Source organism: Edaphobacter sp. HDX4 (assembly GCF_036877565.1).
Lineage (GTDB): Bacteria > Acidobacteriota > Terriglobia > Terriglobales > Acidobacteriaceae > Edaphobacter.
The window spans coordinates 39,293-58,730 of the sequence record NZ_JAEDXW010000009.1 but is presented as its reverse complement, the minus strand read 5'-3'; the positions used below and the strand labels follow the sequence as shown (position 1 = coordinate 58,730).

The 19,438-nt window shown below is 60.7% G+C and carries 15 protein-coding genes; 11 read left to right on the top strand and 4 right to left on the bottom strand.

Annotation, left to right across the window (positions count from 1 at the left end; genetic code table 11):
* Positions 1-28 precede the first annotated feature (28 nt).
* The 3 genes from JAO29_RS10580 to bamA all read left to right on the top strand — a co-directional run bounded on the left by JAO29_RS10580 (position 29) and on the right by bamA (position 6,321).
* Entirely contained in the window at positions 29-2,176 is a 2,148-nt protein-coding gene (locus JAO29_RS10580; protein ID WP_334268178.1) for a molybdopterin-containing oxidoreductase family protein, read from the top strand.
* Positions 2,177-2,243: 67 nt separating this feature from the next.
* Positions 2,244-3,218 (top strand): threonine dehydratase, encoded by a 975-nt coding sequence (locus JAO29_RS10575; protein WP_334268177.1) that lies wholly within the window; start codon positions 2,244-2,246, stop codon positions 3,216-3,218.
* 223 nt (positions 3,219-3,441) lie between these two features.
* On the top strand, positions 3,442-6,321 hold the full coding sequence (gene bamA / locus JAO29_RS10570) for an outer membrane protein assembly factor BamA (protein ID WP_334268176.1): 2,880 nt from the start codon (positions 3,442-3,444) through the stop codon (positions 6,319-6,321).
* Positions 6,322-6,416: 95 nt separating this feature from the next.
* On the opposite strand, the gene JAO29_RS10565 is transcribed toward bamA, so the two are convergent.
* Complete coding sequence (locus tag JAO29_RS10565; RefSeq protein WP_334268175.1) at positions 6,417-7,904, bottom strand: RDD family protein; 1,488 nt, start codon at positions 7,902-7,904, stop codon at positions 6,417-6,419.
* 91 nt (positions 7,905-7,995) lie between these two features.
* Between JAO29_RS10565 and JAO29_RS10560 the strand changes: the two genes are divergently transcribed.
* The 4 genes from JAO29_RS10560 to JAO29_RS10545 all read left to right on the top strand — a co-directional run bounded on the left by JAO29_RS10560 (position 7,996) and on the right by JAO29_RS10545 (position 14,020).
* A complete protein-coding gene (locus JAO29_RS10560) occupies positions 7,996-10,626 on the top strand; it encodes an LPS-assembly protein LptD (RefSeq protein WP_334268174.1) in 2,631 nt (876 codons plus the stop codon).
* 39 nt (positions 10,627-10,665) lie between these two features.
* Positions 10,666-11,664 (top strand): DsbA family protein, encoded by a 999-nt coding sequence (locus JAO29_RS10555; protein WP_334268173.1) that lies wholly within the window; start codon positions 10,666-10,668, stop codon positions 11,662-11,664.
* A gap of 27 nt (positions 11,665-11,691) precedes the next feature.
* On the top strand, positions 11,692-12,786 hold the full coding sequence (locus JAO29_RS10550; RefSeq protein WP_334268172.1) for a SurA N-terminal domain-containing protein: 1,095 nt from the start codon (positions 11,692-11,694) through the stop codon (positions 12,784-12,786).
* 232 nt (positions 12,787-13,018) lie between these two features.
* On the top strand, positions 13,019-14,020 hold the full coding sequence (locus JAO29_RS10545) for a Gfo/Idh/MocA family protein (RefSeq protein ID WP_334268171.1): 1,002 nt from the start codon (positions 13,019-13,021) through the stop codon (positions 14,018-14,020).
* Positions 14,021-14,306: 286 nt separating this feature from the next.
* On the opposite strand, the gene JAO29_RS10540 is transcribed toward JAO29_RS10545, so the two are convergent.
* Positions 14,307-15,164, bottom strand: a complete 858-nt coding sequence (locus JAO29_RS10540) for a DUF5715 family protein (protein ID WP_334268170.1) — start codon at positions 15,162-15,164, stop codon at positions 14,307-14,309.
* Between the two features lie 370 nt (positions 15,165-15,534).
* Between JAO29_RS10540 and JAO29_RS10535 the strand changes: the two genes are divergently transcribed.
* A complete protein-coding gene (locus tag JAO29_RS10535) occupies positions 15,535-15,948 on the top strand; it encodes a c-type cytochrome domain-containing protein (protein ID WP_334268169.1) in 414 nt (137 codons plus the stop codon).
* A 74-nt stretch (positions 15,949-16,022) separates the two neighbouring features.
* The gene (locus JAO29_RS10530; RefSeq protein ID WP_334268168.1) at positions 16,023-16,307 is read left to right on the top strand and encodes a PGPGW domain-containing protein; all 285 of its coding nucleotides are present in this window, start codon (positions 16,023-16,025) and stop codon (positions 16,305-16,307) included.
* A 10-nt stretch (positions 16,308-16,317) separates the two neighbouring features.
* On the opposite strand, the gene JAO29_RS10525 is transcribed toward JAO29_RS10530, so the two are convergent.
* Complete coding sequence (locus JAO29_RS10525; protein ID WP_334268167.1) at positions 16,318-17,142, bottom strand: CHAD domain-containing protein; 825 nt, start codon at positions 17,140-17,142, stop codon at positions 16,318-16,320.
* A 325-nt stretch (positions 17,143-17,467) separates the two neighbouring features.
* On the opposite strand from JAO29_RS10525, the gene JAO29_RS10520 reads away from it, so the two are divergent.
* Both JAO29_RS10520 and JAO29_RS10515 read left to right on the top strand, forming a co-directional pair.
* The gene (locus tag JAO29_RS10520; RefSeq protein WP_334268166.1) at positions 17,468-18,118 is read left to right on the top strand and encodes a hypothetical protein; all 651 of its coding nucleotides are present in this window, start codon (positions 17,468-17,470) and stop codon (positions 18,116-18,118) included.
* Positions 18,119-18,193: 75 nt separating this feature from the next.
* Entirely contained in the window at positions 18,194-18,523 is a 330-nt protein-coding gene (locus JAO29_RS10515) for a CsbD family protein (RefSeq protein WP_334268165.1), read from the top strand.
* Here JAO29_RS10515 and JAO29_RS10510 read toward each other — a convergent pair whose 3' ends face one another.
* Positions 18,524-19,411: a GAF domain-containing protein gene (locus JAO29_RS10510; protein ID WP_334268164.1), complete on the bottom strand. Its 888-nt coding sequence runs from the start codon at positions 19,409-19,411 to the stop codon at positions 18,524-18,526.
* Positions 19,412-19,438 lie beyond the last annotated feature (27 nt).

Genomic DNA, 19,438 nt, shown 5'->3' with positions numbered 1-19,438 from the left:
GTGACCCCTGCAGGCATAGAATAGAGGCATGGCTGAAAAGCTGGCTACCCGCGTGGTTCATGCCGTCTGCTCGCACGACTGCCCGGACTCGTGCGGTGTCCTGGTCACGGTGGAGGAAGCCTCGGGGCGCGCCGTCAAGCTTCAGGGCGATCCATCGCATCCGGTGACGCGCGGTTTTCTCTGTGGGAAGGTAGCCCGGTATCTCGATCGCGTCTACTCTCCGGACCGTCTGCTGTTTCCCATGCGTCGTCGCTCTGGGGTCCCCAAAGGCCCGCTTCCTGTCGGCGAGGAGAGCGCAGCCTTCGAGCGGATCACCTGGGACGAAGCCCTCGATGAGATCGCCGCCCGGCTCCATACAATCGCCGCGGAGCATGGGCCCGAAAGCATCCTCCCCTACAGCTACGCCGGGACCATCGGCCAGCTTGGCTACGGCTCGATGGATCGCCGCTTCTTCCATCGCCTAGGAGCCTCCCAGCTCGACCGCACCATCTGCTCCTCTGCAGGAGGAGCAGCGCTCACCAGCGTCTACGGTGTGCGCCTGGGCACCGCACCCGAAGACTTCGAGCATGCGGGGCTCATCCTGGCATGGGGCGCGAATATTCATGGGAACAACATCCATCTGTGGCCCTTTATCGAAGCGGCTCGTCGCAAGGGTGCCCGGCTGATCGTCATCGACCCTTACAAGACTCGCACCGCGGCCCTTGCGGACGAGCACCTCGCCATCCATCCCGGCACCGACACCGCACTCGCTCTCGGGCTGATGCATGTCATCCTGCGCGAGGGACTCGAGGACAGCGCATATGTAGAACGTTGCACCCATGGTTTCGCCGAGCTAAGGCAGCATGCGCTGAGTCCGGAACACGCTCCCGACTCCGTCGCCCGGGTAACCGGCATCCCCGCAGCCACCATCGAACGGCTGGCCCGCGAATACGCACAGGCTGGCCGCAACTGTCGTCGGCCTGCCGCGATTCGCCTGAACTACGGCATACAGCGCAGCGAAAACGGTGGCACCGCAGTTCGCGCCGTGGCAATGCTTCCCCTGCTTACAGGCGCATGGCAGTACGTAGGCGGTGGTCTTCAGCTGTCCACATCCGGCACCTTCCCATTTCAATCTTCCGTTCTGCAGATGCCCGAACTCATGCAGGAGAGCCCACTTGGACGCCCTGCGCGCGTCATCAACATGAGCCAGCTGGGCGAAGCCCTCTGCTCGCCTGATGCCGGTGTCGGAGGTCCCCCGGTCAAGGCTCTGTTTGTCTACAACTCCAATCCCGGAGCTGTCGCTCCCAACCAGAACGATGTTCTCCGCGGCATGCGGCGTGACGATCTCTTCACCGTCGTGCACGAGCAGTTCTTCACCGATACCGCCGACTACGCCGATATCGTTCTTCCGGCGCCGAGCTTTCTTGAGACCAAGGATGTCCAGGGCGCCTATGGTCACCACTTCGTTCAGATCTCCCAGCAGGCCATCGCACCTCTTGGCGAAGCCAGGAACAACGTCCGACTCTTCGGCGAACTCGGCCGAAGGATGGGCTTCCCGGAATCATGCTTCGACGACCGCGAAGATGCGCTCATCGATCAGGCGCTCGAAACCGACGATCCCCGTTTCCAGGGAATCACCCGCGAGCGGCTCGAGCGTGAAGGCCATGTTCGTATCCGGATGCCGCAGAATGCTGAGGGCGCCGTCCTGCCGTTCTCCACTCCGGATTGGTTTCGCACCTCTTCCGGTCGAGGCGAGCTGACGCCGGTACCGGTCTTTCATGCGCCGGTAGAATCGCGCGCGAACGCCTCCGTCTATCCCCTTGAGTTTCTCCCTCGCAAGGCCGACAACTACATGAACTCGACCTTCGCCAATATTCCGATCCATCAGCGTATGGAAGCCCGGACGGCGGGGCTGCTCGAGATGCACGCCTCCGATGCCACGCCTCGCGGAATCGCAGACGGAGACGAGGTTGAGATCTTCAACGCCCGCGGACGCGTAAGACTGAAGGCGCACATCAACGGCCACGTCGCGGCTGGAGTCGTGGCAGCCCGGCTGGACTGGAACAAGCTCAGCCTCGACGGCGCAAACATCAACGCGCTTACCAGTGAACGCCTCACCGACATTGGCGGAGGCGCAACCTTCTACTCCACCCTCGTCGAGGTTCGCAGACTCGATACCTCGGCCCGGGCCGGCTGACATCTTCCGAAGCCGAAGTCCGACTCCCGCATCCGATCCTCATAACCGCTCTGGAGTGAAGTTCGAAATGAATCATGGATTGCCCGGTCTCGAGGAGATTCGTCGTGCGGCCGAACTCGTCAGCCGCACCATGCCTCCGACGCCGCAGTATCGCTGGCCTCTTCTTGCTGCGCGTGCCGGAGCAGAGGTCTGGATCAAGCACGAAAACCACTCGCCCGTAGGCGCATTCAAGATCCGGGGCGGCCTCGTCTATATGGACTGGCTCCGTCGTGAGCATCCTGAGGTGAACACCGTCGTCACCGCGACCCGGGGAAATCATGGCCAGTCGGTCGCGCTGGCTGCTCGAACCAGCGGAATCCGCGCAGTCGTGGTGGTGCCTCGCGGAAACAGCGTTGAAAAGAACAGGGCGATGCGTGAACTCGGAGCCGAGCTCATCGAAGAGGGAGCGGACTTCCAGGCCGCACTCGAGCATGCCGGCCGCCTTGAGCGGGAACACGGCTGGCACTGGATCCCCAGCTATCATCCTCTGCTCGTCACTGGAGTCGCCACCGCTGCCCTCGAATTCCTTTCCGCCGTCGCCGATCTCGACACGGTCTACGTTCCCATCGGCATGGGTTCGGGAATCAGCGGCATGATCGCCGTCCGGGATGCCCTGGGACTTGCGACCCGGGTCGCCGGGGTGGTCTCCAGCCATGCTCCCGCCTTCGCTCGCTCCGTCTCGGCCGGTCAGGTTGTGGAGCATCCCGCCTCCACACGCATCGCCGACGGCGTGGCTTGCAGGAAACCGACCCTGGACGCCGTCGAGATCGTCGCCAGTGGAGCCGATCGCATCCTTGAGGTCGACGATGACGAGGTGGAAGAAGCCATACGCGTTTACTTCTCGGATACCCACAACGTCGCCGAAGGCGCTGGCGCCGTCGGTCTGGCCGGTCTGCTGCAGGACCGGCCCTGGGGTGGAGCACGCGTCGGAACGGTGCTCGGAGGGGCCAACATCGACACCGAGCTCTTTGCGAAGGTGCTGCAGGGTGCGGGATGTGTCTGAGGAATGTCGGTCCGCTCCGTCCTCGAGCGGCCAGAGGAGGCGAAGTGAATGAGAAAACTGATCTTTTGTTCTACCGGAAGCAGGGGCGAAACTCGCTAAGGCGCCATGCGCTCCCATATAATCGAGATTCCCCCTTCAGGAACCGTCGGGGCATGATTTTCAGAGCAGTGAGGGTGTGCGTATCTTTACCGTAGATCGAGAGAGCGAAAGCTCCCTGAAGAGAATGTCAAGGCCTGTGTGCACGCGCTCCAGCTGCTCCCGCATCGCTTACGCCGTGTTGTTGATCGCCCTTGCTTTTGCGATGGTTCCCTCGCTCAAGGCACAGGCGACCGGTTCCGAAGCGCAGACGCTCTGCCAGCCGCAGGTCGTCGGAAATCGCAGAATCCCCAAGGAGTCCGTCCTCGCCCGCCTGTTCTCGCACCAGGGCGATCTCTATGACCCGCAGGTTGTCGAGCGTGACTTCAACTCGCTGTGGAACACCGGCTACTTCGACGATGTTCGCATCGAGCGGGTCGATACCCCCAAGTGCGTGCAGCTGGTCATCTACGTCCGTGAGCGTCCCACCATCCGCGAGATCAACTACAAGGGCATCAACGCTGTCTCCCAGTCGGACATCATGGATGCGCTTAAGAAAGCCAAGGTGGGTCTCTCGGTCGAAAGCCAGTACGACCCCACCAAGATCAAGCGCGCTGAGGTCATCCTTAAAGAGCTGCTCTCGGCCCACGGTCACCAGTTCGCAACCGTAAAGACCGAAGTCAAGACCATCCCTCCCGCTGCCGTCTCGCTGACGTTTACGGTCAAGGAAGGTCCCACCGTCAAAGTCGGCAAGATCGCCTTCGACGGAAACAATAACGTCTCCGACCGCACGCTGCGCGCAGCGATGAAGAATCTCAAGCCTATCGGGATTCCGCATTCCATCATTCTCGAGAACCTCTTCGCGCGCACCTTCGACTCCAGCAAGCTCGACGAAGACACCGAGCGGGTGCGTCAGGCATATCGCGATCGCGGCTACTTCAAGGCCCTCACCAGCGAGCCCACCACCCGCGTTCGCGACGCCGGCGGACTGAATCCCTTCACGCTGCGGCCCTCCAAGGGCAAGCGCATCGATATCCTGATGCCCGTTGAGGAAGGCGATCGTTATCGTCTGGGCGGCATCACCTTTACCGGGAACAAGCACTACACCAACACCAAGGCGCTCCGTGCCCAGTTTGCCGAGAAGGACGGCGATTGGTTCAACGCCACCCTGTTCGGCAAGGGTCTCGAGCAGCTGCGCAAGGCCTACGGTGAAGGCGGCTACATCAACTTCGTCGGAACTCCCGTACCGCGCATCGACGAAGCCAAGAAGCTGATCTATCTGGATATCGACATCGACGAGGGCAAGCCCTTCTATGTCTCCCGTATCGAGTTCCAGGGAAACACCATCACGCGCGATAAGGTCATCCGCCGCGAGCTTCTTCTGGAAGAGGGTCAGGTCTACAACTCCCGCCTGTGGGAGCTGTCCATCATGCGCCTCAATCAGCTGAACTACTTCGAGCCCCTCAAGGTCGAGCAGGATTCCGAGAGCCGTCAGAATACTGAGGACGGCACCGTCGATCTCCTCCTCAAGCTGAAAGAGAAGGGCAAGAACTCCATCGGCCTCAACGGCGGTCTCAGCGGTCTCTCCGGATCCTTCATCGGTCTCAACTATGAGACCAACAACTTCCTCGGTCTCGGCGAAACGCTCTCGGTCCAGGCCAATGTGGGCGATCTGCAGCGCAACCTGAGCTTCGGCTTTACCGAGCCGTACTTCCGCAACAAGCCCATCTCGCTCGGCCTGCAGGTCTTCACCAGCAAGTACGACTTCAATCCGGCCAAGGGCTACTCCATCGCGAGCAACCTCAGCCAGAACCTGTCGACCGCTCAGCAGTCGCTGCTGACGAACTACAACCAGTCGCAGACCGGTCTGACCCTGTCAGTCAGCTCTCCGCTGCGGCACCTGTTCGCTCGTACCGGCGTAACTCGCGTCGGCGTCTCATACGCCCTGTCGCGCTCGTCGGTTACGACGTTCAACGACAATACGCGAAACGTCTTCCAGACGCTGGCCTTCCGGTCCGGCGTGCAGGGACAGAATCAGCTGAACGGAATTATCAGCTCGGTCGTCACGCCCAGCTTTACCTTCTCGAGCCTCGATCGCGCAGTCGGACCGCACTCGGGTAAAGATCTGAATGCAGCTTTTGCGATTGCGGGTGCAGGCGGAAACGTCAAGTACATACAGCCCGTCGTCAGCTGGCGTCAGTTCTTCCCGATGCGCAGGCTGAAGGTCAATCGCGAAGGCCATAATGTGCTGGGCTACCGTCTGCAGTTCTCGCATATCGCCGGCTTCGGCGGCGAGGTGGCTCCGCCCCAGAACCGTATCTATGCCGGTGGTGAAAGCGATGTCCGCGGCTTCGATATCCGTTCCGCTTCGCCCTACACCTTCATCCCGACCAAGGTCATGTTCAACCTGACCAATCCCGATGGAACCATCGTTCCTCGTGACCCCAGCAACCCTGCTCTTGGAAATGTTCAGATCCCACTTCCCATCTATCGCCTCGTCTCCATCGGCGGCGATACCAGCTTCACCGGGAACGTGGAATACAGAATCCCGATCATCAACCAGGTCACCTTCGCCTTCTTCACTGACTTCAACATGACCTTCGACGTCTGGCCCGGCCAGCTGCGTCAGAGCGTCGCGGGTCAGCAGGAGATCTCCAGTCCCATGTACGGCTGCCCCACCGTCATCAATGGAGCCTGCGTGGGCGGCAAACAGGTCTCGTTCCCGAATCCACTTCGTATCGTCCCCGGAACGAACTACGTTCCCCGTATGTCCAACGGTGCGGAGCTGCAGGTCATCCTGCCCATCGTCAACGCTCCCTTCCGCATCTACTACGCCTACAACCCGCTGCGCCTCTACAAGGACGTTCCTCAGGCGCTGGCGACCGACAATGCTACCTTCCGCAGCCTGTTCCCGAACTCCGGAGCAGGGCAGTACACCTACCTCCAGGCGCTCCAGCTCTACGGATCGGATTACAACCTCCGCGAGCCCAGAAAGACCTTCCGCCTGACGGTCAGCACCACCTTCTAATAGCAGTTGCTATAGCAGACAAAGAGAGACCCCGATTTCGATCGGGGTCTCTCTTTGCTTCGAACCGCATTAAGTGCTTTCTTGAATCGGTATTCCTAGTAGCTGCGCTGGTACATGCGTGAGATGCGGTCATGCCATCCTAGTCGCTCGTCATCCAGCAGCGCCCAAAGGACGCCCAGGCCGAGGGACGCAGAAGATAGCGCTAAGGCAAGAACGCGGCGGCGCATCGCAGCGCGGCTCGGGTTTTCGTCCGAGAAGGTGCACAGCCCGATGCGGGCATAACGCATTCCCGGGGTCGACTCGGAGAAGGTGAAGAACAGGAGCAGGTAAAGCAGTCCAAGAACGGCAATCGATCCCCCGGCGGAAATCGCCGCGGTCGAGATCGCCATATGGATTCCGCCTGCGGTGAAGTGGGAGGTCGTCAGGACTGCGGCTCCGGCAAAGACCAGGAAGCCTGCGAGCACAATGCATGTATCCACGGCCGCCGACATAACGCGCAGGCTGAGAGGCGCCGCCTGCAGCGGCGTAGCGTACAGGTGTTGCGTCTCAGGCGACAGCTGTAGATGCTGGGCCGCGTACGGCTCCGTGGCTGGAACGAAGTACTCCGAGGAGTATTTGGCGGCTGTCTCGTGCGAGTAGTGCGCCGTGTATCCCACGGCTGCCTCAGCTCGAGGCTGAGCATCCAGCAGGATCGACGTCCACTCCGGTGCGGACGACTCGGAGACCGGCTCCGGGGAAATCTGCTCTGCCTCCACTTCAAAGATGCGCAGCTGCGAGGGGTCCGCATGCACCTCCGCCTCTTCGCGCAATGGTCCTTCGGCAAGTCTCGGGCGAGCCTTGCGCGGCGCGATCAGCTGGCGCGGGAACTCGATAAGGTTCCCGGGAATCTCCACCGGGGCCTCGACTGGATCGAAGACCGGAGCTTGCCGAAAGGCGATCTCCTCATCGAGAAATAGAGACTCGGATGGATCGACCGGCTCTTCCAGTCCTTCTTCAGCCCGGGCACGGCGGGATGGATTCGCAGGCGCCTCGTGGTCACGAAATCGAAGGTCTTCAACATGACGCACGGTGTAGACCGGCGGAACCGGCGGAACTGCCGGAGCCTCGAACTCAAGCTGCTCTGTTCTGTCGTCGAATGCCTGGGCTCGCTGGTTTGCAGGTGCAATCCGGGACCGCACAACCGGCGTAGACGCAGGTTCCGCGTGCTGGTCCAGCTCATGCAGCAGGTCATACTGCACCTGCGCGAGCGCTTCGGCGTTCCTTGCCGCAATCTCTGCCGCAGCTTCGGCCTGCCGGGCAGCCTCCTCAGCCTCGCGAACGGCTCGTTCCGCCTCCTCGGCAAGGTAGGCGCGATAGCTCTTGGACTGCGCGTAGCGTTCAGCGACGGCGGCGGCGATCTTCGATGCTTTCGCGCGGGGATTTTCACCCTCATCCGACACTGGCTCTGCATTGCGTGGACGGCGGGAGCGATGCGCCGCCAGCCGTTCCGCGACCTGCTGACGCAGAGCAAACCCTTCGAGCGGAGCCTCCGGTTCGGTGGCAGATCCGCTTTGTGTCTCGATCCTTCGCTCGGCGCTCATCATCCTTCAAAAACCTCAAACCCGCTCAAGGTGAAATTCGGTTAGCCTCAATAGAGTGGTGGTACGTCTGATACGTCTCGATCCAAAAGAAACGGTGGCAAGGGCCCAAAGATCATCCAGCGGCGCCCGAAACAGCAACCATCCCGCCGGAGCTGACGCCCGCAAACGTCAATCGTCCGCACTCTTGCGCGGGGTTTATCTTCTGATAACTATCACGGGTGCCGTCTTCAGTCATCCACAGTTGCTCGCGCAGGGAGTGTCGAATCAGGAACCTTCTTTAGTGCAACCGCAAAACCTCCCCGAGGGACCGGATACCGCGACGCAATCCTACCCCGATGCCATCCTGGTTCCAGCGCCCGACGATGACACAACAGTTGTGATCGAGAGCTCCGGGCCGCAGAAGAAGACCGGCAGCCGCTACACCCTGGACCGCGACGTCGTCATCACCTATCGGGATCGCCGCGTCGAGGCCGACCATATCGACTATGACAGCGATACCGGCGAGCTCAACGCCAGCGGCCACCTCAAGGTCACCGGCGGCCAGAACAGCGAAAGCATCTCCGCCTCCCACGGAACCATGAATCTGAAGACGCAGACAGGGCGCTTCTTCGACGTGAAGGGAACCGTTGGGTTTCGGCCTCCCGGACAAAAGCCGCTCTATGATAACGGGCAGCCTTTCATCTTCGAAGGCCGGATCGTCGTCAAGACGGGTCCCCGGAACTACGACGTCTACGATGGCTCCGTAACCTCCTGTCAGCTTCCCCGTCCGGACTGGCAGTTATTTGCAGGAAGGTTCAGCATCGCTCCAGAAAAGGCGACGGCCAAGAACGTCGTCTTTCGCGTGATCAATATCCCGTTGATCTATCTGCCGTACGCCAGCCATCCCGTCGGCGGAGAAGAGCGACAGAGCGGTTTCCTCATCCCCGTCATCGGCGAGTCCTCCACCCGCGGCCTCATCCTCGGCGAGCAGATCTACCTCGTCCTCGGCCGAAGCGCCGATATGACCGTAGGCGCGGAGTACTTCTCCAAGCGCGGCTGGGAGCAGTCTGCTACCCTCCGCTACCGTGGCGCAGGCAACAACTTCGCGCTCGGCCACTATAGCGGTCTGCTCGATCGGGGCTACGTGACCGGCGGTACCTATGTTAATCAGGGAGGCCAGGATGCGGTCTTCTCCGGACGCTATGACATCAGTCCTCAGACCCGTTTCGTCTCTGACGTGGAGTATCTGAGCTCCTACCCCTACCGCCAGGCCTTCGCCGAGAACTTCAATCAGGCAGTCTCCAGCGATATTCTCTCCATCGTCTATGGCGTGCACCAGGCCGCAGGCTACTCCATGGGCTTGAGAGTGGACCGTTACCAGGGCCTCAAGCGTGCTGCAACCGCCACCCAGCCGGAGGAGCAGGTCCGCATCTTCCACTCTCCCTCGCTTGACCTCTCCACCACGGAGCATCGCTTCGCTAACTTCGGCGCACTCTGGAATATAGACAGCTCCGTCGCCGCCCTCAAAAGGGTGCAGCCAAACTTCGCGACCATCGGCCTCACCGAACGCTTCGATATCCATCCCGAACTCGCTTTCCCTTTCAAGGCAGGTGGGTGGAGCTTCCGGCCCTCCATCGGCGTTCGCGACACCATCTATACCCGCAGCCGTGAACATTCGCCGACCAACCTCGTCCCCCAGCAGAGTGGAGAGGCCGTCAATCGCGCAGACGTCGAGATCGGCGTAGAGGCCCGGGCTCCCGTCCTCGAACGTACCTTCAGCTCACCTCTGGTCCACAGGCTCTTTGGATCGGACGTCAAGCACACCATCGAGCCCATGGTGGCCTATCACATGGTCAGTGGAGTCGATAACTTTCGCCAGCTTCTGCGCTTCGACCAGACCGACGTCGTCAGCGACACCAACGAGATCCAGTATGGCCTCACCCAGCGCCTCTTCCTGCATCGCAAATCGAGCGAGCCCTGTCCCAGCGACGATGCCGGGGCGGCCGCAGGCACAGCCGCGTGGACCGGAGCCGCAGCCGCAGGAGTCATGGGCGGCGTCGGCGGAGATGTTGCCTCCGATGCCGGATACGTCGGAACGTCTCCGTCCCCTGCCTGCGGCAGCCGCGAGCTGCTTAGCTGGAGGCTCACCCAGAAGTACTTCTTCGATCCCCACTTTGGAGGGGCCGTCGTAACCGGCTCGCGCAACATCTTCCAGACCACGCTTGATCTCTCGGGAGTCGCCTTCCTCACCGAGCCTCGCGAGATCTCGCCCCTCATCTCTCGTCTTCGCTGGAGAACGTCGGATCACTTCGACGTCGAGTGGGACTTCGACGTCGACACAGGGGCCAAGAAGTTCACCTCGAACAATGTTCTGGTTAATTTCCACGAGGGCCAGGTCTTCTCCGGCCTCAGCTACGCCCGCCTTAACGCTCCGGGACGATTCAACATCGCAGGCTTCTCCTCCGAGGTCTCCGACTTCAACCAGCTGCGCGTTTTGCTGGGCTACGGCGGCCCAACCAAGCGGGGCTTCGGGATCGCCGCCAATACCGGGCTCGACCTTAATCGGACCGAGGTTCAGTACGGTGCCCTTCAGGTCCAGTACAACTGGGACTGCTGCGGCCTCAGCGTGGAGTACCGAAAATACGAGCTTGGGGCGGTGCGCAACGAAAATGCCTACCGCTTCAACTTCACCCTTGCCAACATCGGGACCGCAGGCAATCTGCGTCGAGCCGAACGGCTCTTCTAGCGGCCATCCCGACCGGTCGCCCTCCACCTGCGTGAGATAATGAAAGGCATTGTGTTGACTGCAGCCCGTCTGGTCCGTCCCTTCCTCTTTGTCCTTATGCTGGCTGCGGCCGGCTGCCACGCCCAGGTTCCTTCTGCGGCAGGCGGGAAGCTTTCGCCGGACGTCGCCCGTCGGGTTGAGATCCTCATCCGGTCCAGGGCAAACGTGCCGGCGTACTACGATGTCAAGATCGGTCCGCGCGAGAAGAGCAGCATTCCCGGCTTCGACGAGATCACCGTCCTGTTCAGCTCGGGGGGCAAGACCTCCAAGCCCATGACCTTCCTGCTCTCATCCGACGGCAATACTGTGGCGCAGTTCAGCAAGTTCGACATCAGCAAAGACCCCAAGACACTGGTCAGCGCCGAAGGCCGGCCCTCGCGTGGCGGTCCTCCTAACGCTCCGGTCGTCATCGTCGGCTTCGACGATCTTGAATGTCCCTACTGCGCCAAGATGCATGCGCAGCTCTTTCCGGCTCTCATGATGCGCTATAAGGATCAGGTCCGCATCGTCTATCGCGACTTCCCGCTCGATCAGCATCCCTGGGCCGTGCACGCCGCAGTTGACGTCAACTGCCTCGCCGCGCAAAACCAGGAGGGCTATTGGAACGTCGTCGACTACATCCACGCCCACGCTGCGGATATGGGAGGTACCGAGAAGACGCTCGCTAAGGCGAATGAGAATCTCGATACCCTGACCCGCGAAGAGGGCAAGCGTCAGAAGGTCAATGAAGCGACGTTGAACGCGTGCATCGAAAAGCAGGACGACACCGCGGTGAAGGCGTCCATCCGCCAGGCAACCGAACTCGGCGTGGACTCGACTCCGGCCTTGTTCGTCAATGGTGAACGATTCGAAGGCGCGCTGCCAATTGAGTATCTCTATCGGATGATCGACAATGCGCTTGTCGCCGCCGGGCAGACGCCGCCCCCGCCCGTGCCGGTTCCATCGTTGAATGCCTCGCCTTCCACGACAACCGGACAGCCTTCCGGGGCCAGCGAGTAACCAGAGCATTTCGAGGAGAGTTTACGAGTGAGGAACGTGTTGACTGCAACCGGGAAGACAAATTCGCTGCGCCGTTGGACGCGCGCGTCCTGCCCCGCCGCGCTTGTCGTTATGACCGCGCTTGCGGGTTGTAACCATACCCACAACGCCGACGTCATGGCCACGGTGAACGGCAAGGCCATCATGAAGACCGAGATGGACAAGGCCTACGAGGCCCAGCTCGGCGACGCCCAGCAGCAACAGCAGAAGCCTACCCGCGAGCAGGCCGATTCGCTTCGCCTCAACGTCCTCCGTCAACTCATCGACGAAGAGATCGTCGAGCAGCGTGCTGCCAAGATGAATCTCACGGCCACCAATGAAGAGGTGGACGCCAAGCTGGCCGAGATGAAGGCTCCCTATACGGAAGAGCAGTTCAACGAAAAGCTCAAGGCCAGCAATCACACCCTCGACGACGTCAAGCACGACATCCGTCGCACCCTTACGATCAATAAGCTTCTCTCTAAAGAGATCGACTCAAAGATCTCAGTTACCGACGCGGACGTAACCAACTACTACAACGCGCACAAGTCTGAGTTCAACCTGCTGGAGACCCAATACCATCTCGCGCAGATCCAGGTGACGGGATTCCCATCGGACCAGCCCGGTAATCTCCAGAACAGCAAGGCCATGAACGATGCCGAGGCCAAGAAGAAGATCCAGGCTCTTAAGAATCGCCTCGACAGCGGAGAAGACTTCGCCGCCCTGGCCATGAACTTCTCCGAGCGTGCGGATACCTCTTCCAGCGGTGGCGACATCGGTTTCGTCTCCGAATCCCAGATGAAGGCTGATCCCTCGGTCTACAGCGCAATCACCAAGCTCAAGCCCGGACAGATCACGGAGATTCTTCCCGTCCTCGATGTACAGACCCGCCGACCCGTCGGGTACGCCATCTACAAGCTGATCTCGCGCGAACCCGCTGGTCAGCGCGAACTGAGTGATCCCCGCGTCCAGCAGGCCATCCGCCAGCAGCTTCACGATGGACGTTCTCAGCTCCTCAAGAGCGCCTATTTCGAGATGTTGCGCGACCAGTCGAAGGTGGAAAACTTCTACGCCGAGCAGATCTTCAAGAACGAGACACACTGAAGAGATCTAGGCTGGATACAGAAGACTTCGGCCGGAAGTTGGGCATCCTGAGCGAAATCTGGCGGTCTTTGCCAGACGTAGTCGAAGGATGTGAGGTCAGGCGGAGATCATCGACCGCTGGATCGGTGTTCTTTCTTAGCTCGTTTCATAGGTCCTGAAGGGGGCCATTCGAGCAAAAACGCGGACTGTTAACCATGAACTACGGCCTCGTGCCACCCAGGAGACAAGGCGCATGACCCCACCGGTACGGTTTGCAATTCTCGGCTTCGGACTCCACGCTGTGCGCCGCCTTCTTCCTGCTTTCGCAAAGTCGGAAGACACCCGGCTCGTCGGCATGTGGCGTCGCGACCAGAACTCCGCTAAGCAGAACTGCGCGGAGCACAACATCGCACATTGTTTCGCCTCGGCGGAAGAGCTCTGCACCTCTCCTGAAGTCGATGCGGTCTTCATTACCTCGCCCGACGCGATGCACTACACCGACACCATGCTGGCGATTCGCCATGGCAAGGCCGTTCTCTGCGAAAAGCCCGTCTCCATGAACGCCGCGCAGGCTCGAGAGATGGCCGACGCTGCCAGGACTGCCGGCGTACTTTATGGTGTCGCCCAGAACTTCCGCTACAACCGCACTCTGGACTGGCTTCGCGACCGGGTTCAGTCTGGCAAGATTGGCGAGCCGCAGTTCGCTCATGCGGAGTTTGATTATCCCGCCGACCGCGCTCCGCGCAAGTGGATCAAGGATCCCGCTCTCGCCTGTGGCGGTCCGATTGGTGACGTGGGGGTTCACTGCATCGACGCCCTCCGTTACGTTCTCGGTCAGGAAATCGAAACCGTCAGCACGTTGGCGACGAAGTCTCACCCTGAAGATCATGTGGAGGCCACGGCCATGCTGCAGATGCAGATGACCGGCAGCCTGCTCGCCAATGTCACCGTCAGCGCCCGCGCTCCCTACCGCACTCTCATCGAGATCACCGGAAGCGATGGCGTTCTCTTCGCCGAGAACGGCCTCACCGTGGACAGACCTATCGAGATGATCCTGCGGCGCGCCGGTGAGGTGATCGAGTCAGAGACCCTCAGCAATGACGATGCGTACACTCGCATGCTGGACGCCTTTGCACAGGCTATGCGCGGAGGCGCTCCCTTCGCCGCTACCGGCGAAGATGGCGTCAACAACATGCTGGCTCTCGACGCTGCCTTCACCAGCTGGAAGACCGGCCAGCGCCAGGCGGTCCGCTGATTCAGCGCCCGACCATCGGGTTAGTCAAACGCTCCACTATCGGCTAATGAAACGTCAGACGAACGGCTCTTTCAGCGGCCAGACAGCGGAATCTCCGGATTCGTCATCCTGAGCAAAGCGAAGGCTCCTTGTATGAAGGATCCCTGTATTTGCCTGTAGCGTCTACAAGCCTCTGGGCAAATACAGGGCATTCCCCGACATTCAACATGACGACTCTGTCTACACCATAGCGACAACTGTCTCAGCGGTCTTCGCCTATCTTCCAGACTCTCGTCCGGCGAGACTGCTACTGGATCGCTGCAGCCAGAGCAGCCGTTCTGTGGCGACCACCGGCGATCTCATGCCGCGGCGCTCTGCCCGAAGGAACATACTTGCGGTACACGCTGATGTGGAAGCAGGACTGCTGGAACTCCTCCTCCACGTCGATCCGTCCCTGCTGGATCAGCGGAAGAAAGTAGCCGCGCATCCATGCAATCTCGGTTCGCGACAGCCCGTGCTTTGCAATATCTACCGCCTGTCCGGTCAGGTGCGGCGAGGCTGTCTCACCCTCCGCAGGAGCAGCATTTCCATTCGTCCGGATCAGCCGTTGCTGGAACTCCACCGTTCGTACAGCGGAGTTCACCTGGATCGAGGTGTGGAACCGCGCATAATGTGCTCGCGCCAGCGTCTCAAGGAACTGCGCAGTCCATGGTCGCGAGTAGCGTCGGTTCACCGGAAGCCGGTCGTCTACCGTGAGCGCCCGGCTCACTGGCAGAGCCACTAGCAGGTGCTGTTCACGCATGCGGACAAGATCATTGTCATCTTGGATCCGATCCAGACCATCCTGGTCCGCCACAACGTTCTGCCGCACCAGGATCTCGTGCGATCCCTTGAGCGGCGGAGGAACGATCAACCGTCCATGCTTGTTGTAGATCGTCGGAAGAATGATAGGAGCCGCAGCCTCTTCCGATACGCTCTCCGCCTCAGATTTACGTGGAGTCTGGCTTCGAGTCACGCTCACAACCGGCTGGGCCTTCGCCGTCTCGGCCTCTGCCACTGTCTTAGAGCCTCTCGCTTTTGCTGACGTCTTCGGCGAGCCTTCGGCGGCCTTCACAAAGTCCGCACTCGTGGCTCTGCGACGTTTCGCTGTCGTATCGGCTGCCACAGTGCGCGAGCTCCGTTGAGTATGCCTCTTCGAGCTTGCACTGCGAACGTGTTCCACTCGGGTCGCCGCTGTATGGCTGGCCGCAGAGGTCTTCCTGCTGGTTCGGCTTGCGTGGCTCTTGGAGCTCGCAATCGAGGAAGTGGTGGTCTTATGGGCAGAAGCATGGCGTGTCTTCCGCGCCGGCGCAGCAAAGGCCGCGGACGCATGGAACAGGAACGCCAAAGCAAGGAGAGCCGTGATTGGGGCGTTTATACGCATCCTGGAATGTCGGAGGCGCGGAACGCCAGAGCAACTCCTACCCTACCGAGGGTTGCCTGCAATGTAAAGTGACCACCCGGATTCCGTATACTCTTCAGTTAACGGAGGGTGGATGCGCAGAACGCCGTGGGTTCTGGGTGTCGCGGCGATCGCGATTCTATGCTGGGCAATCAGGGCGGCTCCTGTCCGCGCCGCGGCCGATGACGAGGCCGCAAAGCCGGAGTTCTACACGACCCGCGTCCGGCCCATCTTCCAGGCGAACTGTTTTCGCTGTCACGCGGGGATGAACCGTCGCGGCGGTCTCACCATGTCCACCCAGGCAGGGCTCATGAAGGGAGGCAAGGACGGCATCGTTGTCCTCCCCGGCGATCCCGCAAGAAGCCGCCTCGTGCTCGGCATTCGCCGCGAGCCTCCTGCCAAGCCCATGCCTCCGAAGGGCGGCAGGCTGTCCGACAAGGACATCGCCACCATTGAGCGCTGGATTCGCGCCGGAGCCATCATGCCCCCGGACGCCCCAGTCAACTAGAGTGCCTCTCCCGTTCGACCGCAGCACGGTCGATTTTTAAAGTCATTCCCTAAACCCATTTGCGTCTAATGGGAATGAATGGCGCCGGTCCAGATCGAAGCAGCTGGGCACGCAAGGCAGGCGGATGGTGCCTGCTCACCGTCGGCCTCGCAGGCTGTGTCCTGCCGGTCATTCCGGGAATTCCCTTGCTTCTCGCCGGGCTTCTCATCCTTGCCCGCGACTATGCTTGGGCCCGCTCTGCTCTGCGCAAGGCAAAGCGCAGGATCGTCTCAATACGCCGCCGCGCGCGCTCCAGGAGATCCAATAAAACTGTGGTCGCCCGAAGTGCCTCCGCCAGCAGCCAGACCACCGAGCCTTAGTGCAGGCTCTCTAAACAGGAAACTCGCTCAGATATCGTCGATAGGCTGTCAGCGAAACACGGCTGCGACGATCGAATGCCGCTGTCAGTGGTGACGAAGCACCCACCCTCTTACCAGAGATCTCCGCCAGCACCAGCCAGTCGTGCCACTCGCCGCCCGACTGCTGCAGCTTCTCGAAGCTCTCTGCCATCTGCTGTGGGCGCTTGGCGCCTTTCGGCGCATTTTCTGCGATATAGCGGGCCAGCTTCGCCACCTTGCGAACGGCGTGGAGATGATCGGCGTCGTCTTCCGCCTTTGCGGTCTCCGGCGGCCGGTTCGCCGCAAACCATCGTTCTGCGAGCTGCGCCAACTCGGTCGCCGACAAAGCAAGCTTCTCCACCGATTCCAATGCTGCAAGCAGCGCTTCCAGCGCCAGTGTGACCTCAGATCGCCGCCGGTCAAGCTCCTTCATGAGCTTTGCCGTGAACTCTTTGCGATCCCGTACGAGGCGCTTCCGCAGCTTGTCGGCGTCGGCCTTCAGCTTCTTCGGGGCGGTATTCGGGGCAATTTCGTCGATGAGGTCCAGCTGAACATCGATATCTCGCACCCTGCCCGCCGCCCGCCGCAGCTTCTTCAGCAAGCGCGTGGCCTCACGTGCCGGTTTCTTATGCTCGGGTATCCTCGGCAGCGTCTCCAGCATTGCAAGCTGGCCCTCAATGCGCCGAGTCGTGGTCCGCAGCCGGTGGACCGGCTTCGTCTTCGGATCGGCCAGGCATAACGTGATCGCTGCCTCCAGCGCCGTAACCTGTTCGCGAAGAGACAAAATCGGATGCGCAGATGTTTGTGAAGAAGCCATATTCTCTGGGATGCAGGGAATGCGTTGTTCTCTCTATCTTCGACTCAGCCCTTAGTTCGGCACCCCTTTGCCTCGAAATTTTACTCCCACGCAGATCTTTGCCTGTCTGCTGTCGGCTTGACAAAGCGGGCCGACACGATGGACCGTGGTTAACGGGAACGACGAGCCACAGGCTGGTTCTGCCGAGCGATGGAGCATCTCTCCTCTTCCCGTTCCTCAGAGTTAAACGATCCATGCAAGCCTGCCAGAGGTCCCCTCCGGGGCTATCTTCTGATTCCTTTCTGCCGGTACCGCCAATCAATTCAAAGCTTCGGAGCCAAAGTTGATGAAGAGAGTCCTTCTTTTTCCTTTAATCACCAGCGCGATCTTCGCGGGCCAGCCATCGTTCGCCCAAAAGACAAGCCACAAAGCCTCCCAATCGGCCGCGAAGGCAGGCATCGCAGCATGGTCGCCCGACGTCCAGCAGTACCTGGGAGTCGATCAGGCAAGCTTTCGCCTGGTGGGTCTCTATCGCTTGTCGAAGGTCCAGCTCGATGCCCTCGTCAATGCAGCCAAACAGAACATCACCGGCGATCCCCGTAAATACGTACTCACCTGCGGTCCCGAAGCTCCCGCGCAGACCGGCACCACTCGCGTGCTGCTCACCGTATCCGGGGACGATTCCTCCGGGCAGCGAGCTCAGGAGATCCACCAGTCCGTCGCTGCCATTCCGGGGGTTCAGGTAGTTGACTCTCCGTCAGCCGCAGACCATGCCCTCCATGTCGTCATCCAGGAGCAGACCCTCGGCAAGCGCACCATCGGCTACACCGCCTCTTATCTAACCGCGACGCCCTGCACCGATCAGTCCCGCAAAGCTCCCGTCGAGCTCAAGCGCCAGCTTGGAACCTACACCGATCCTCGCGGCTCCGGTCTTGCCGACGATCTCGCGCGCATGCTGAAGCAGGACATCGCGAATCCGGAAGCGCCGCCCCAGTAGAGAGAACCCGGCGAATCTGCTTTCCCTCGGGACCCGATGCGCAAAACTGCATCCTACTTCTCAGAGGTGGATTACATGAGAGTTCTTCCATGGTTGTTAGCAGGAGCGGCTATCGGCGCCGGCATAGCCGTACTGGTTCTGAATGATTGGGAGCCGCAGTTCGATACCGGCTATGACTCCGTCGATCGTGCCGCAGGCAAGACATTCGGCTGGGGAACACGGCAACGGGCCGAGGGCAAGATCGGCTCGGTCGTTGGGAAGGTCAAAGAGGGTGTAGGCCGGTTCACCGGAGACTCTGACCTCCAGGCCGAGGGCACGGTGCAGAACGTTGCCGGGCAGGTAAAAGACGCGGCTGGCGAAGTAGGAAACGCCGTCGCGCAGACCATGCACGACCTTAACAAGTAACTAAACGTTCGTTGGACTATGGACCGGGGAAGCAGTTCTGTCTTCGGTCTGTGCCTCTGGCAGTTCTTCCTTCTGAGTGCAGGGAAGCGCGAGCAGTCGCTGTACCAGCGATGAAAGATTTGCCAGGTCTACAGAGGCCTGCTGCGCAAGCAAGGTCACTGCACGGCTGTCAGGATCGTGCTCCGCAAGATAGATCAGATTGGTCAGGCTTTGCAGTGGGTTATTGATTTTGTGCGCCAGGTCGTTCGCCATTGCTGCGGCTGCCGAGATCTTTGTCTGCGCCATTAGCATCTTCTGTTGCCGTTGCTGACGGACTCCCATTGCAGCAAAGTTCGCCAGCAGCTCCATGGTTCTGCAGTCCTCCAGGTCGAAGGCCTCGCGCCTGCCATGAGCCATGATGAAGATCGTTCCCCGCGTCCCCTCCACCTGCCAGGGTAGAAGAATGCCATCGGTCACCATGGGAGCTTCAATCCCCATGATGTCGAAAAACTTCTTACCCACGCGAAAGAGTTGAGGGCGCCCACGCTCCAGGCAGATACCGCATGCACTCGGAAACCGCGGCAGCACCGCATCCATAAAGCCGGAGTACTCACCCGCGGTCGCGACCCAATGGTAGAAGCGATCTTCTCCATACTCAGGTCTCTCGATGCTGATGCCGGAGCTGTCCGCCCCGCATAGCTCCACGGCAACGTTTACCAGCTCCTGATGAATGGTCTCCGGCTGTTCGACAAATGCATGCGCGATCCGCCGCATTCCTTCGAGCTGCAGGCCGGGGTCGCGATCGTGGTTCTGCCGGCCAGCGTACGCCTGGCTGGAGACTATGTCCGTCACTTCAAGACCGGTGTCCTCCCACAGCGAACCCGGTAAATAGGTCGTCTCAGCTTCCATGTTCCTGCAACGTGTGCAGCCGCACTA

Bases quoted from the DNA above. Each gene is read 5' to 3' on its own strand.
- JAO29_RS10535 (WP_334268169.1), top strand. From the start codon at position 15,535: ATGCGCAGAACGCCGTGGGTTCTGGGTGTCGCGGCGATCGCGATTCTA.
- JAO29_RS10515 (WP_334268165.1), top strand. From the start codon at position 18,194: ATGAGAGTTCTTCCATGGTTGTTAGCAGGAGCGGCTATCGGCGCCGGC.
- JAO29_RS10580 (WP_334268178.1), top strand. From the start codon at position 29: ATGGCTGAAAAGCTGGCTACCCGCGTGGTTCATGCCGTCTGCTCGCAC.
- JAO29_RS10520 (WP_334268166.1), top strand. From the start codon at position 17,468: ATGAAGAGAGTCCTTCTTTTTCCTTTAATCACCAGCGCGATCTTCGCG.
- JAO29_RS10510 (WP_334268164.1), bottom strand. From the start codon at position 19,411: ATGGAAGCTGAGACGACCTATTTACCGGGTTCGCTGTGGGAGGACACC.
- JAO29_RS10530 (WP_334268168.1), top strand. From the start codon at position 16,023: ATGAATGGCGCCGGTCCAGATCGAAGCAGCTGGGCACGCAAGGCAGGC.
- JAO29_RS10565 (WP_334268175.1), bottom strand. From the start codon at position 7,904: ATGATGAGCGCCGAGCGAAGGATCGAGACACAAAGCGGATCTGCCACC.
- JAO29_RS10555 (WP_334268173.1), top strand. From the start codon at position 10,666: ATGAAAGGCATTGTGTTGACTGCAGCCCGTCTGGTCCGTCCCTTCCTC.
- JAO29_RS10545 (WP_334268171.1), top strand. From the start codon at position 13,019: ATGACCCCACCGGTACGGTTTGCAATTCTCGGCTTCGGACTCCACGCT.
- bamA (WP_334268176.1), top strand. From the start codon at position 3,442: ATGTCAAGGCCTGTGTGCACGCGCTCCAGCTGCTCCCGCATCGCTTAC.
- JAO29_RS10575 (WP_334268177.1), top strand. From the start codon at position 2,244: ATGAATCATGGATTGCCCGGTCTCGAGGAGATTCGTCGTGCGGCCGAA.
- JAO29_RS10525 (WP_334268167.1), bottom strand. From the start codon at position 17,142: ATGGCTTCTTCACAAACATCTGCGCATCCGATTTTGTCTCTTCGCGAA.